At 55.8% G+C, this 14,564-nt stretch carries 15 protein-coding genes and 1 pseudogene; 11 read left to right on the forward strand and 5 right to left on the reverse strand.

All coding sequences use genetic code 11. The features are described 5' to 3' along the window. Positions 1-4 precede the first annotated feature (4 nt). From IPM84_17270 to IPM84_17300, 7 genes and pseudogenes are all read left to right on the forward strand, one after another. Positions 5-781, forward strand: a complete 777-nt coding sequence (locus IPM84_17270) for a restriction endonuclease (protein MBK9094478.1) — start codon at positions 5-7, stop codon at positions 779-781. After that, on the forward strand, positions 774-1,667 hold the full coding sequence (locus tag IPM84_17275; protein ID MBK9094479.1) for a site-specific DNA-methyltransferase: 894 nt from the start codon (positions 774-776) through the stop codon (positions 1,665-1,667). The genes IPM84_17270 and IPM84_17275 overlap by 8 nt, the downstream gene beginning before the upstream one ends. Positions 1,668-2,010: 343 nt before the next feature. Next, positions 2,011-2,307, forward strand: a complete 297-nt coding sequence (locus IPM84_17280; protein MBK9094480.1) for a BrnT family toxin — start codon at positions 2,011-2,013, stop codon at positions 2,305-2,307. Positions 2,308-2,672: 365 nt separating this feature from the next. Continuing rightward, positions 2,673-2,918 carry a DUF4160 domain-containing protein gene (locus IPM84_17285; GenBank protein MBK9094481.1) on the forward strand — a complete coding sequence of 82 codons (246 nt, stop codon included), beginning with the start codon at positions 2,673-2,675 and terminating at the stop codon, positions 2,916-2,918. Between the two features lie 8 nt (positions 2,919-2,926). Then, positions 2,927-3,229 carry a DUF2442 domain-containing protein gene (locus tag IPM84_17290; GenBank protein ID MBK9094482.1) on the forward strand — a complete coding sequence of 101 codons (303 nt, stop codon included), beginning with the start codon at positions 2,927-2,929 and terminating at the stop codon, positions 3,227-3,229. A gap of 105 nt (positions 3,230-3,334) precedes the next feature. Continuing rightward, entirely contained in the window at positions 3,335-3,763 is a 429-nt protein-coding gene (locus IPM84_17295) for a hypothetical protein (protein ID MBK9094483.1), read from the forward strand. A gap of 24 nt (positions 3,764-3,787) precedes the next feature. After that, a pseudogene (locus IPM84_17300) lies at positions 3,788-3,892 on the forward strand (addiction module antidote protein, HigA family). A gap of 189 nt (positions 3,893-4,081) precedes the next feature. Here the strand turns inward: IPM84_17300 and IPM84_17305 are convergent. From IPM84_17305 to IPM84_17315, 3 genes are all read right to left on the reverse strand, one after another. Then, the gene (locus tag IPM84_17305) at positions 4,082-5,800 is read right to left on the reverse strand and encodes a LysM peptidoglycan-binding domain-containing protein (GenBank protein MBK9094484.1); all 1,719 of its coding nucleotides are present in this window, start codon (positions 5,798-5,800) and stop codon (positions 4,082-4,084) included. Positions 5,801-6,057: 257 nt separating this feature from the next. Then, complete coding sequence (trmFO, locus tag IPM84_17310; protein ID MBK9094485.1) at positions 6,058-7,497, reverse strand: methylenetetrahydrofolate--tRNA-(uracil(54)-C(5))-methyltransferase (FADH(2)-oxidizing) TrmFO; 1,440 nt, start codon at positions 7,495-7,497, stop codon at positions 6,058-6,060. Then, positions 7,415-7,609 (reverse strand): DUF2442 domain-containing protein, encoded by a 195-nt coding sequence (locus IPM84_17315; protein ID MBK9094486.1) that lies wholly within the window; start codon positions 7,607-7,609, stop codon positions 7,415-7,417. The genes trmFO and IPM84_17315 overlap by 83 nt, the downstream gene beginning before the upstream one ends. Positions 7,610-8,031: 422 nt before the next feature. Here IPM84_17315 and IPM84_17320 point away from each other — a divergent pair, with 422 nt between their 5' ends. The 4 genes from IPM84_17320 to IPM84_17335 all read left to right on the forward strand — a co-directional run bounded on the left by IPM84_17320 (position 8,032) and on the right by IPM84_17335 (position 12,918). Next, positions 8,032-8,958 (forward strand): LLM class F420-dependent oxidoreductase, encoded by a 927-nt coding sequence (locus IPM84_17320; protein ID MBK9094487.1) that lies wholly within the window; start codon positions 8,032-8,034, stop codon positions 8,956-8,958. A gap of 321 nt (positions 8,959-9,279) precedes the next feature. Beyond that, entirely contained in the window at positions 9,280-9,885 is a 606-nt protein-coding gene (locus tag IPM84_17325; GenBank protein ID MBK9094488.1) for a DUF262 domain-containing protein, read from the forward strand. An 80-nt stretch (positions 9,886-9,965) separates the two neighbouring features. Beyond that, positions 9,966-11,177, forward strand: a complete 1,212-nt coding sequence (locus IPM84_17330; GenBank protein ID MBK9094489.1) for a DUF262 domain-containing protein — start codon at positions 9,966-9,968, stop codon at positions 11,175-11,177. A gap of 427 nt (positions 11,178-11,604) precedes the next feature. Further along, a complete protein-coding gene (locus tag IPM84_17335) occupies positions 11,605-12,918 on the forward strand; it encodes a thymidine phosphorylase (GenBank protein ID MBK9094490.1) in 1,314 nt (437 codons plus the stop codon). 52 nt (positions 12,919-12,970) lie between these two features. Here IPM84_17335 and IPM84_17340 read toward each other — a convergent pair whose 3' ends face one another. After that, a complete protein-coding gene (locus IPM84_17340; protein MBK9094491.1) occupies positions 12,971-13,753 on the reverse strand; it encodes a ParA family protein in 783 nt (260 codons plus the stop codon). Positions 13,754-13,805: 52 nt separating this feature from the next. Then, positions 13,806-14,564 carry a ParA family protein gene (locus IPM84_17345; protein MBK9094492.1) on the reverse strand — a complete coding sequence of 253 codons (759 nt, stop codon included), beginning with the start codon at positions 14,562-14,564 and terminating at the stop codon, positions 13,806-13,808.

Genomic DNA, 14,564 nt, shown 5'->3' on the forward strand with positions numbered 1-14,564 from the left:
ACCAATGACATACGAGCAACTTACGCTTAAAGAGCCGAAGCAGTGCGACGACTACGACGAGTGTTCTGGATTCGTGATCACCGCCGTCGAGGCCATTGTGGATGACGCCATCAAGGCGGGAAGCAACAAGATAGTTATCAACACGAACCTGAGGCTCGGTCTCCCGATGGAGAACATTAACAAGATTGCCGGCCCTTTCGTCGAAGCGTGGGCTGTTGAAGTCTTCAAGGATGTGGTTGAAGATCAGAACAACAAGTACGCACTAATAAACGTCGAGGCCAAAGAACGCCTCTACATGGCAGACGTGATTCTCCAGTTCAAGAAGAAACGCAAGGTTGAATCCGGTGTGACAGCCGAGGTGGATGTAAAGGCGACCGCCGAGGATATCGAATCGAGCGGCAAATCGCCAAACATCACATCGTTTCAGAGGATCAGGACGGCCTACGTTGACGATCCCGATTACCTCTTCGTCATCCTCTCGCTAAAACACAGGGTCTACTCAACCAAGAACGCGCAAACTGGCCTCATGGATGGCGTCATGGAAGTTGTTGCGCACAACTCGTATGATCTCAAGTACCTCTCTGCTGCCGACATCAGTTACAACCCAGCGCTGGGCAGCGGCCAGTTGCAGGTCAGAGACATTCATTACGTCACGCTGACGAAGCGAACAACATGGGAATTCTGCCAACTACTTGACAGAAAAGTAATCAATTCGAAAAAGGGCTTCGCTGGATGGCTCGACATGGCGAAGAAAAACGAATGGATCAAGACAGATGAGTAATATCGTCATTCAGACGGGCGATTCTCTCGAGCTGATGCGTGACATAGACTCCGCGTCAATTGATCTCGTCATTGCTGATCCACCCTATAATCTAGGCAAGAACTACGGGAACAATCACGACATTCGCGGCTTTCGCGAATACTTGCAGTTCTCGGAGGCATGGTTGCAGGAGGCTCATCGAGTGCTTGCCCCACGTGGCACGCTCTATGTGTTCATGGGGTTTCGGTTCATCAGCTATCTGTACGACATCCTGGATCAGCGGTTGGGCATGTACTTCAACAGTTGGATCACCTGGCACTATACGCAAGGCATGGGCCGGACAAAAGGATTCTCACCACGTCACGACGACATACTCATGTTTACAAAGTCGGAAGACTTCGTGTTCAACATTGACTCAGTCCGCATACCACAGAAATACTACAGAGAGAGGAACAATATGGCCGGCGCCAATCCCGGCGATGTGTGGTCATTCTCGCACGTTCACTACTCAAATCCAGAACGAGAGGACCACCCGACACAGAAACCCGAAGCATTGATCGCCAGGATGATCCTGGCGTCTTCGAACGAAGGTGATCTTGTGCTCGATCCATTCTCTGGCAGCGGCACGACGGCCAGAGTGAGCCAAATATTGAACCGCCGCTGTCTCGCCATGGAGATCAATCCGGATTACGTCGAGCGTACGCGGAAACGTCTTGCCCTGCATTTCGAGGGTTTCGACTCTGCTGACCCACGGCTTGATCGAACACCGAGAGACTTGCCTCAGGACGAAGGTTCATTGAACGCCACTAGCAAGCAGATGTTTTTGCTTGAAGGGAAAAGTGAATTCGCAAGCCCAACGATCGCCTCCACGCGCACGCGAAACCCGCGGCGGGTTTCGCGCCGATGAGGCGCGACGTTGAGCTCATCCACACGCCGTCATCGCTATCACAACGGAGGAATTCAACTATGAAGCTCGCGGAAGCATTGATGCTCAGAGCTGATTCAGGCCAACTGGCACTTGGCTGTCAATGGTGAGGAAGTGTTCAAGATTGAGCCATTGAAGTAGGAGGTGATCGTGAATCCCTGCGTGATGCGTGCCTATCCATTCGATGACTACGGCTTGATCTGGTGTTTGAAAATGGCGAACGCCGGATATTTGATATCAAACCATATTTCCAGCGCACGCAGCGCGTGTTTTTTTTGGTACTCAGCTTGTTGCCGAAAGGCACACGATGTAGTAAGATAGAGATATGAAATACTTTGCGTGGAATCCTACGAAAAATACACAACTACACACAGAACGTGATGTCTCGTTTGAGGAAATTGTCCATCACATTGAAATGGGTGGATTGCTCGATATAATCGAACACACAAATCCGAGCAAGTACCCTGGACAGCGTATTTTCATCGTAGCGATTGAGAATTATGCTTACTTGGTTCCCTTTGTGGAGTCGGACACCGAAGTATTTTTGAAAACCATTATTCCGAGTCGCAAAGCTACCCGTAAATACTTGGGAAAGGAAACAAAATCAGATGCCAACGAGTAAATTAGATATCGAAGAGGAAACTCTAGTCGCATCGTATGAAACTGAAGAATGGCAATCCGTCGCTAACTTGCCTGCGGAGCAAACCACATATCAGGCGTATGCCCGTGCGACTTTTCGGAAAGACCGGCGGGTGAATATCCGGTTGACTGAGAAAGACTTGGTTGGCCTACAATTGCGGGCTTTGGAGGAGGGTCTCCCTTACCAAACTCTAATGGCGAGCATTCTGCACAAATACGTTGTCGGTCGGTTGGTGGAACAATCATAGAGATGTCCACTGTGCCAATGAAGACTGAGGCAGTTCAGCGGCTGAATGCTGCATTCGGTGTCATCCTATTTGCCGCTGCCTAACCCATTTTCCCTTTAGGGTGCCTCGCGAAACGAGGCGCAGAGAATGCGAACGACTACGGAACAATTTGCCCCACCTTCACGCCAAGTATGCTGAGTTCGAGGCTTCTATCAGCATCAAAGACGGCGAGATCTTGGCTGGTAAGTTGCCTCGCAAGCAACTGCGGTTGGTCCAAGCCTGGATCGAGCTTCGCCATGATGAGCTGCTGGCCGATTGGGAACTCTCCTTGAGTGGGGAGCAGCCCTACAAGATCACCCCTTTGTGAGGCTCGCTATGTATTGGGATGTCAAGTTCGTCAAGCCGCTGTCCGATTATCGCATCTATGTAGAACTTGAGAATGGGCGCCAAGGGATATTCGACGTAAAGCCCTATCTGGATCATGGTGTTTTGCGCGAGCTTCGGGACGTGCATTACTTCGGTCAAGTTGGCATCCAGTTCGGCGCGGTGACCTGGCCAAACGAACAGGACATTGCTCCGGAAACTCTGCTGGCCGAAATGCTCCCTGGAGAACCGCCAGAGCCGTCTGCCCAGAAACACATTGACGCTGGCGGCTGGGAGGCAACCGGTCGCACCTAGAAATTGATCCAGCGATTGTCGGACCATCCTCGCAACACTCATCAACCGCCGGACGTGAGAGGGTGTACAGCAAATGCCAGATCAAAGAGGAACAGATAACCTGCGATGAAACGCCTGAAAATCGCCACCCTGGACAAAGGCTGGCACGATAAAGACGAAATACTGCTCCACGCCGCCTTCCAGTTGCTGGCCGACTTCGTGGAACAGGAACATCCCGAGAAAATCGTTGACTGGGACGCGAACGAACTGCACAAAAGCGCCTGGGACGAAATCACGGGCCTGTACAAGTGGTGGACGAAGACTCGCCCCAAGCGTCGCAGCCCGTTGGACGACAAGAAGCTCAGGCACCCGCCCTTCAAGCTCAAAAAGATCCCCGGATCGGACATGCGACAGTTGGTGATGCCGGATAAGAAGAAGTATGCTGGGTATTACTTAGCGTTGGAGGAGCATGCCCGGCTCGAACAGGAATGGCACGAGGAGGATCAACGCAATCTGCATCGTCTGATCGAAATCAGGGGCTTTCTGTGGACATGACGACTTATCACTGAGGATATTGTCATGATCAATAGTGGTTTGCCGCCCATTCATCCCGGTGAATTTCTGGTTGAGACGCTGCACGAACTCGGCATTTCCCAGGCACAGTTCGCGCGCGCCATTGGCGTATCGCACTGTGTCAATGAAGCCTGACACAGTTCAGCGGCTGAAGATGATGCACAATTCAGGAGAGAAGCGAGTGATCCGGCAATGATACAGGAGGTGACCCACCGCTTGGTGTGTCACCTCCTGTATGTCTTGACTTGACTGAAGATAGGCCGGGTGTCCCCCCCAGAAACCTGGTTTCGCCGCGGAGGCTTAGGGCAGGCGCAGGGTCTGCCCGGCGTAGATGCGGTTGGCGTTGCTGATGCCGTTGGCTTGCATCAGCGCGTTGACCGATGCACCGGTGCGGGCCGCAATGCCGCTGAGGGTGTCGCCCTTCTTGATCGTGTAGGTGGTGGGCCGTGCCTCAGAGCCAAGACCGGGCGTTACCGGTTCGCTCGGAGTTACCGCCGGCGGCGCCTTGACCACCGTGCCGCTACTGCTGCTGCAGGGCACCTTGAGCACCTGCCCGACGAAGATCACATTCACGTTCTTGATGTGGTTCAGGCTGGCCAGGTTCGCCACTGTGGTGCCGTACTTCACCGCAATGGACGAGAGGGTGTCGCCCCGCTTGACCACGTAGGTGCAGGAGGTTGAGCCGCCGCTGCTGCCGGTGCTGCATGGCGCCACCGAGATCGCATCTATGTCAGCATCCAGCTCACGCGCGCCGGTGGCCCACTTCTTGTGCGCCATCACGAACAGGGTGACGGTGTCGGCCGGGGCCACGAACTTCACGCTGTAGGTGCTGTAGGCGCCGGGCGCGGTGCGCAGATAGATCGGCTTGATCGGCACATACTCCTTGAAATCGAGATTAGCCCAATCGGCGTCGGCCCCGCTGTTGTATCCCCACAGGATTTCGTAGCGGTACGCGTCCTCATCCGAGTTATCGGTGCGTTCGCGCAGCATACCCGCCAGCGACACCTGGTACGTCTTGCCCTTAGTCAGGCCCTTGACCACCTGGTAGATGCCCGCGTAGCGATTGGGATCAGATGCGGCTGCAAAGCCCAGGGTGTTGATCTCGATCAACTGCGCGTGCTTGCCCTCATAAACGACCGGCGCCCAGGTCTCATCATAGAAACCATACGCCGCGCGTCCGCCGTTGCTGAAGGATGTCCATGACTTGGCGACGCCGGCGGCGCTAAATCCGCCCTCGAAGTTGCCATTGGCGACCAGGCTGCTGCCGGAACAGGTCAGAGAGGTTGTGGTGCTGCCCGATCCGCTGCTGCCCGATCCACTGCTGCCCGTTGAGCCGGAGCTTGAACCACCGCTCGATGTCGCGCTGTCCCCAAACAGGTTGATGCCATCCAGGTTGAAGTCAACTTCACGATAAGGGGTGCCCCACTTCATCCAGGTGCGCACAAAGACGGTGATCTTGCTGCTGGTGGCGGTCACCTTGGCGCGATACTCACTGAAGGCGCCCGGCCCGGTGCGGGAGTAGATGGTATCCCAGGGCAGCTCAACCCAATTTGTCACGGCAGCCCAGTTGCTGCCGCCGCTATAGTCGAAGCCGACCTGCACGCGGTAACGCCACGGGTCAGGGTCTTCGTCATCGGCGCGGATCATGCCACGGATGGCGAAGTCATAGGCCTTGCCCTTGCTGACGGCTGCGGTCTGGTAGATACCGGCATAGCGGTCAGGTTCGGATGAATTTTGCTTGGTGTTGATCTCGATCAACTGGGAATGGCCGCCGTCCCAGACGGTCTTGCCCCATTGATCATCGTAGAAGCCATAGGCGGCGCGACCCCCGTTGGTGAAACAGGACCAGCCCTTGCCAACGGCGCCGCAACCGCCGGCGGACGTAAAACCGCCCTCGAAATTGCCGTTCTTGAGGGCGTCGGTGCTGGTCGCGGCCAGTGGGCTGGACGAAACCAGGCCGGCGCTCAGGATGACGGCCAGAATCATTGCCGCGCCAATCACACGCTGCTTGATGCGCATGAGGTGAACCTCCTCTTCCTTACATCTGCCTGGGAGCCCGAGATCTCCCTGGAACCATGATGATCGCAACGACTTCATGTGGGACAACGTCTTGCGTCGTCGTCTTGGCTGCGCCGTAGGTGCCGTGGCGGCTATGCGAGCGTGAGCGCAGTCCAATATTCAAGACGTATAGACGGTTATGTCAGTTGCGATGTTAGTGAGATTGTACCACAATTGGGTATAATTGACAAGAGTCAATTTCGGAACGGGTGCGGTACTTATGGTACGATAGCCGGTTCAAGACTATGGGCGGCGATGAACGTCTCGAGGTCCCGCTGCGCGCGCTCTGCGTAGGCCCGGTAGCGCTGCTGCTTGTGGCGTATGGGTGGGTCGAGGGGCGGCAGCAGACCGAAATTGGCCTTCATCGGCTGGAAGCCGTCCGCCTCACAATGCGTGACATACCAGCAGAGCGACCCCATGACGGTGGCGGGCGGTAGAACAAGCGGCGCCGCGCCCCGCAGCAAACGCGCCGCGTTGAGGCCGGCCAGCAGTCCGGTGCCGGCGTTACCCACGTACCCTTCCACGCCAGTGATCTGTCCGGCGAAGAAGAGATCAGGCCGGCCCTTGAACTGCATCGTCGGTTCCAGCAGCCGCGGCGCATTGATGAAGGTGTTGCGGTGCATCATGCCGTAGCGCAAAAATTCAGCCGCGGCCAGGCCGGGAATCAGCCCGAAGACCCGCTTCTGCTCGCCCCAGGTCAGATTGGTCTGGAAGCCAACCAGGTTGTAGAGCGTGCCGGCCAGGTTATCCTGACGCAGTTGCACGACGGCCCAGGGGCGGCGTCCGCTGTGCGGATCGGTCAGGCCCATGGGCGTCATGGGGCCAAAGGCCAGCGCCGCCGCGCCGCGCCGGGCCAGAATCTCCACCGGCAGACAGCCCTCGAAGAAATGCGCCGATTTCCAACTCTCCTCTTCGAACGTGCGCAGGCTGATCGTCTGCGCGCCGGCCAACGCCTCCACAAATTCAGCGTACTGCGCCTTGTCCAACGGGCAGTTGATGTAATCGCCGGCCGCGGAGGCGCTGTTATCGTAGCGCGCCCCGCGGAAGGCCAGGCTCATATCAATCGAATCGGCCGCGACAATGGGGCTGAGCGCATCGTAGAAGTACATGTACTCTTGCCCGGTCAGCCGCGCAATGTCGGCCGCCAGGGCATCGCTGGTCAACGGGCCGCTGGCGACAATCGTGGGAATGTCGGTGGGGATGGCGGTCATCTCCGCACGCACCACGCTGATGTTGGGATGTGCGCAGACCAGGGAGGTCACCAGGTCGCCAAACGCCTCACGGCCCACGGCCAGCGAGCCGCCGGCTGGCACGGCCGTAGCCTGCGCACAGGCCAGGATCAAGGACCCCAGCCGGGTCAGTTCGGCCTTCTGGATGCCCGGTGCGCGTTCGGCTTGCTGGGAGCCAAGCGAGTTGGAACAGACCAGTTCCGCGAAGCGGTCGCTGACATGCGCCGGCGTCTGCTTGACTGGCCGCATTTCGTAGAGCGCCACACGGATGCCGCGCTGCGCCGCCTGCCAGGCCGCCTCGCTCCCCGCCAGCCCCGCGCCAATCACGATCAATTCAGGTTGCAGTTCATTCTGCTGGTGGGGGGGGTCGGCCCAGGCGCACCTGGTTGAACATTTGCAGATCACGCAGTGGGCCGAACATCTCTCCATAAAGGACAGATTCGAAGTTGATGGTTCGTTCGATTCCATCGTCGAACACAATGCGCAACGTGTAAGGCTCCACGATCGAAAAATTGACAACATCGTACAGCGGATGATGCATACTTTCTCCTACATAAGACTCTGAATCTTGAACGGCTGCTTGCCCTGCTCAACAAGAAGCCAGTCTTCCTTGAGTTTCTCTTGATCCACTCACCAGGCTTCGGGGGGCGGCCAGTTGGACGAGGGCCCCAAAGCCGCCCGGTACCTGGCACGGGAAGCCAGCCTCCCAATACATACTGGAGATCTCCGGCATTAGCTACCTCCAACCCTATGGTATGCACGATACAATGCATCTGGTAGATTATACCATGCCTTGTTTCTTGTCACGAATTCCACCAATTTTCACGGATTTTTTAATTGCTTTCGTGTGAATTCGTGTAATTCGTGGCAAGAAATTCCTCACGTTCTCTGCTACGTATTACACCAATTTTCACGCATTGTTCGAGTTCGTGCTACAATTGCGCGCACAAAGGAGATACTACCATGCTTTTCGGATATCAAAACCCTTCCTTCACCTGGCCGGGCAGCGACCCACACGCGATCTTTGAGCGCACACGCGCCGCCGCCTTGAAGGCCGAGGCGTCTGGCTTCGTTTCGTTCTGGCTGATGGATCACCTCATCCAACTGCCCATGGTTGGGGCTGTAGATGAGCCATTCCTGGAAGGCTGGACCACACTCGCCGCGCTGGCCGCGGTCACCAGTCGCATCCGCCTGGGCACCATGGTCAGCTCGGTCGGTTATCGCAACCCTGCCCTGTTGGCAAAAATGGTGGCCGGCGTTGACATCATCAGCGGCGGCCGCGCCATCCTGGGCATCGGCGCCGGTTGGTTTCAGACCGAGTATCGTCAGTATGGCTATGAGTTCCCCGAACAGCCGGCCGTACGCATCCGCCAGCTCGATGAGGGCATTCAGGTCATCAAGGCCATGTGGACGCAGCCGCGCGCCACCTTTGCCGGCAACTATTTCCAGGTCAAGGACGCCATCCTGGAGCCGAAGCCGGTGCAAAAGCCGCATCCGCCGATCCTGGTGGGCGGCGGCGGTGAACAGTTGACGCTGAAGGTAGCCGCGAAGCAGGCCAACATGGTCAACTGGTTCGGATCGCCGGAGGTGGTCAAGCACAAGCTGGAGGTGCTTGCCCGCCACTGCGACACGGTGGGCCGCGATGTGAGCGAGATTCACATCACCAAACTTGATACCGTGCTCCTCGGCCGCCAGGAAAAGGACGTGCAGCAGAAGCGCATCAAGCTGCACCTGGGCGACCGCCCCTTCCTGGCCGGCGCCGTCCAACAGGTCATTGACCAGATCGCCGCCTTCCAGGCCGTGGGCGTACAGGAAATAATCCTCAACATCCCACGTAACGACCCGGAGACCTTCGATCTCCTAGGCAGTGAGGTCATCCCCGCGTTTTGAAGGCGCGGAGAGGATGTGGGCAATGAGCACTCACATCCATCTCTTCATCTGAGAAATCACGGCAAATTATAGCGGAAACACCGACAAATCCCTCGAACAATGGCTGTGGGACGCCGCTTCCTCCATTCGCGGCGCCAAAGAGACTACCAAGCACAAGGATTTTATCGTTTGCGCAACTCTTGACAAGAAGGAGCGCAATCACGAGCGTAGAAGACTGACGCTCGAAGAACTTCTCTGCACGTGGTTAAACTGACTGATGACAGGTCAAACGCACCCGAATGAGATTGACCTGCCAGGATTTTCGTCATAAGGAATTGCCCAATGAACTCGAGTGAAAACACGTTTGCATCCTTAATCGCTATCGACGGCAACCAATGGCATTATCACATTCCTCGCTTCCAACGTGAATACGTGTGGGGAAAATACAACTGGAGCAAATTACTGGAAGATATTTATGACAACGACCCCGGGCATTACATGGGTTCAGTTATTTGTGTCCATGATGCACAGGAGTTTTCGCCCAACACCGAACTCATCTACGAAGTGGTGGATGGGCAACAGCGTTTGACCACCTTGTCGCTTTTGCTCTGTGCAATTTACGGAGAATTGAGTTCTCTCGCGAATAAAAGTCCCAAGCTCAAAGAGGACGAAGAATTCATTTTCAAACGCAACAGTATCAAGAAAAGGCTGATCAAGCAAGTGGATTCTGTAGCGCACCACAAACTCCCCTTGGGAATTTTCAAATCAGGCTCGCTTGCGTATTGCCTCAGAGTGCAGCCTTCCACACAAGATAGCAATCTGCACGATTATCAATATGTACTCAAAGAAATCGGTATTTTGCCTGATGTGAAATCCCCACCATATCTTGAAACCGAAGAATCCATAAGGCGTTTGACTATTTTCACCTTCACATTCCTTCAGAGCTGATTGAGCTATACGATTTACTTGACCGAATCTACGCGTTAGACTTTATCCATATCATCGAAGCCAGTCAATCGAAAGCCTTCATGTTGTTCGAGACACTCAACTATCGCGGTGTTCCGCTGTCGGCGATTGACATTATCAAAAACAAGATGCTTGCCACACTCGAAAGAAAACATGCGGTGACAATTGAAGACTCTTACGAGCAATGGATGAAACTGTTGGCGCATCTGCCAGAAGATAGAGACCAAGACCGTTTCTTGCGTCAGTACTATAATGCCTTCAAGTTCGACTCGAGAATCAAGATTGAGAAAATTACGCGCGCGACTGGTTCCACCATTATCGCGATCTATGAAACATTGATCAAAAAGGATGCCAAGTTCATCCTTCCAGAGCTCATCGAAAAGGCGGAAATCTACAATCGATTTCTTGAACCCGAGAAATATCCTGTATCTCCGCTTACCTCAGCGCTACTCGACCTTGAAAGGATTGGTGCAGCGCCAGCTTATACGTTTCTGCTTTATCTATTTTCACTGCATGGTGAAGCGTTTTCCGAGCCCACTGTGAAGGAAAAAACAGTAGAACTATTATGTAAATACTACTTCCGCCGCAACGTTACCGATTACCCTAATACTAGGGATTTGGATAGTATCAACATTGATTTGGTCGAACAATGCCAAAAAGAACTCAACGAAGGCCGACAACTGAATTATGTTTTCATCTCGAAGATAATCCTTACTGGCAAGGGGCAGCCTGCTGCGCTTGAAAAGCTCAAACAAATACTAGGGGATAACTTTTTCGATAACAACGAATACATGGCAAGATATGCCCTTGCCAAACTGGATGAAACCAGTCATACCAGAGAATATGACCCAAACCTGTGGCAGCGCAACGAAAAAGGGTTGTATGTCTGGACTGTCGAGCATATTATCCCGCAAGGAAAAAACATTCCATCCGAATGGGTAGAGATGATTGCCAATGGAAGCAAAAAGGCAGCGGAGAAGATTCAGGGTGAATGTGTGCATAGTCTAGGCAATCTTACACTGAGTGGTTACAACTCCAAATTGTCGAACCAATCCTTTGCCAAGAAGCAAGCCAAATCTGTCGCCAATGTTTTTGGGACGCAAATCTACATTGGTTATAGAAATGGTTTGGCCTTGAATAAGATAGAGTTTGAGTTGAATGGTGAACAACTTACTCTGGCCAACACAGACGAGTGGAAAGAAGCACATATTGAAGCGCGGAATAAAGTTATGGTGGAGATGTTGGTGAAACTCTTTCAGTTTGATAATGAGTAAAAGTCATGCTCAAACCCGACAAACACAAAACCATCCAAGCCCGCAGTCTCCAGTATGCCCAAGACATTTGCGGGCGTATTGTTTTTCGTGCAGAAGCTGAGTAGCCACGAGCGATGCACAGGAAAGAATGATGCAAACTGACCAACGCAAAGAGAATCCGTACGGCAATCGTCCGTTTGATCCGTTGGAACGGTATCGGCTATGGCATTGTCATCTATCCCAAAAAATAAAAGAGCCTCTTGCGAGGCTCCTCTATGCTCGCCCCTGCGGGCGATCCAGCTCCGTTAAAACGGATTGACTCTATTATACTGGAAACAGCGACGAATTTCAAGTCCCAAACTGCTTGGGATGGAGAGAAATTTCGGCGATTGCGTCATCGTGCGTGAATCTTGGCAGGCACTGATCTCAAAGATGAGAGGAAGACACCATGCGAGCAACGGACATCATTGTACACAAGCGCGACGGGCATGAGCTGAGTGCGGAGGAATTGCAGTTTTTCATCCAGGGCTATACGGCCGGCGACATCCCCGATTACCAGGCCGCGGCGTGGGCCATGGCGGTCTACTGGCGGGGAATGACCCCGCGCGAAACGGCCTGGCTGACCCAGGCCATGGCCTTCTCCGGCCAGACGCTCGACATTCACGACGTAGCGCCGTTTGTGGTGGACAAGCACTCCTCCGGCGGTGTGGGCGACAAGACGAGCCTGGTGGTCGGCCCGCTCGTCGCCAGCCTGGGCATCCCGGTCGGCAAGATGTCCGGCCGCGGCCTGTCTTTTTCCGGCGGCACCCTCGATAAGTTGGAGTCCATCCCAGGCTGGCGCGCCGGCCTGACGCTGGATGCCTTCAAGCGCCAACTCGCCGACATTGGCATGGTCATCGCCGGGCAGACGCACGACCTGGCCCCCGCCGATGGCAAGCTCTACGCGCTGCGCGATGTGACCGGCACGGTGCCCGCGCTGCCCCTCATCGCCAGTTCTATTATGTCAAAAAAGATTGCCAGCGGCGCGGATGCCATCGTGCTCGATGTCAAGACCGGCAGCGGCGCGTTCATGAAGACGCTGGCCGACGCCGAGGCGCTGGCCTCCCTCATGGTGCAGATCGGCCAGGAACTGGGACGCCACATGAGCGCAGTCATCAGCGACATGAGTCAGCCATTGGGCCGCGCCGTGGGGAATGCGCTGGAGGTCAAAGAAGCGATCGCCACCCTGCACGGCGCGGGGCCGGCCGATTTTACCGACCTGGTGCTGACGGTGTCCGCGGAGATGGTGCGCCTGGCTGATGCGGGATATGGACGAGAAGCGGGCGGCGAACGCGCCCGTCTGGAAGCCGCTTTGCACAGCGGCGCAGCCTGGCAGAAATTCCGTGAGTTTGTTAGCGCACAAGGGGGTGATGTAGCCACAGTGGATGATCCGTCGCACCTGGCACAGGCGGCGATCGTGGCTCCCTGCGTGGCGCCGACCGCCGGCTACGTCGCAGCCATCAACACTGAAGAGGTGGGTCTGACGGTGGTTGACCTGGGCGGCGGACGCGCCAAGAAGGGCGATTCCATTGACCCGGCCGTGGGCCTGATCTTCGCCGCGCGCCTGGGCGATTGGGTGGAGGCCGGGCAGCCGCTGGCCCTGGTTCATGCGCAGACGAGAGCGGCGCTAACCGCGGCACAGGAACGCCTGGTTGCCGCCATTCACATCCAGGCTGAGCCAGTCTCCGCACCGCCGCTGGTTCACAAGATCATCCGCGGTTGATGCCGGCCCGCGATTGGCGCGGGCTGCGCATGCACGATGATCCACGGCCTCCCTACGCGTCTGGAGTGGTTTCGGGTTCGCTGCCGACGATGCGCTGGGCCAGGAGCTGGTAGGCCCGGGTTCCCTGGTGTTTCGACGCGTAATCCAGCATGGCCTGGTTGGCGACGGTTGCTTCAGGAAAGCGAATGCTTTTCTGAATGACAATGTCGAAGATCTGCTCGCCAAACACCGCGCGCATCTCCTCCACCACCTCACGCGCGTGAATCGTGCCCGTTGCATACATCGTTGGCAGGATACCCAGAATGCGCAATTCGGGATTCAGCCGCGCCTTGATCTTGTCAATCGTGCTCAGCAGCAGCCGAATACCACGCATCGCGAAGTACTCGCACTGCAACGGAATCAACACCTCTTGACTGGCGCACAACGAGTTGGCTGTCAGCAGCCCCAGGCTCGGCGGACAGTCAATCAGAATGAAATCGTACCACGATCCAAGCGGTTCCAAAATGCGGCGCAGAATCAACTCCCGCCGAATCTCTGCAACCAACTCAATCTCTGCGGACGCCAGATCAATGTTTGCCGGTATCAGGTCAATATAAGCCTGGTAGGGGCGAATCACCCGACTGATCGGCATCTCCGGCGTCAGCAAGGCATTGTAGATCGTCATGTCCAGGCTGTCAGGTTCCAGCCCCAGCCCTGCGGCCAGTGACCCCTGCGGATCCATATCAATCAACAGCACCTTTTTCTTCAGGCGCGCCAGTGCAACGCCCAGGTTGATAACCGTGGTCGTCTTACCGACCCCGCCTTTCTGGTTGGCAATCGCAATTGTTCGAGCCATACGTTCTCTCCGATTTTGATTCTTGATTACCGAACTGCACCAAGCAATACCTTCACGCACGCGTCAGAGGCGGCAGTTGCTCGACCACATCAGCCAGTTGGGCATAATCGGCCGCGCCCCGGCTGCGCGGCGCGTACTCAAAAATCGTCTTACCCTTACCGGGCGCCTCCGAGAGCGAGGTGTCAACGCGAATCGGGTGCGTGACCTTGTCGCCAAAATCAGCCTTCAGCGCAGTCATGACCTCCGCGCTGACGCGGCGGCGAGCATCGAAAAAAGTAGGAACGATGAGGCGAATGGCCGCGCCGCGGCCGAGCAGGCGACTGATAGTGCGCAGATAGGTCAGAAACTGCCGCGCCCCGGCCAGCGCCAACATCTCCATCGAGACCGGAATGATTACCTCGTCCACGTACGCCACGGCGTTGATGGTCATCAGCGAGGCAGAGGGCGCACAATCCAAAATGTGATAGTCGTAGGCGGTCAGTTCGCTGAACAGCTCGTTGAAAATCTCCTCGCGCGCCACCTCAAGCACCATGCGCTGCTGCGCCTTGAACAGGCTGAGATCGCTTGGAATCAGGTCAAGGTTCGGTCGCGCAGACAACACGCACTCGGCGGCCGTCACCTTGCGCATGAGAACATCGGCCAACGACTTTTTCACGTCCATGATGCCCAGGGCCAGGGAGACATTGGCCTGCGTGTCGGTGTCAATCAGCAGCACCCGCTGCCCGCGCTGCGCCAGCGCAGCCCCCAAATTGACACAGGTCGTTGTCTTGCCGATACCGCCCTTTAGTCCCAGAATGGCAATTTTACGCAT

The sequence above is a fragment of the Candidatus Amarolinea dominans genome (genome assembly GCA_016719785.1).
Lineage (GTDB): Bacteria > Chloroflexota > Anaerolineae > SSC4 > Amarolineaceae > Amarolinea > Amarolinea dominans.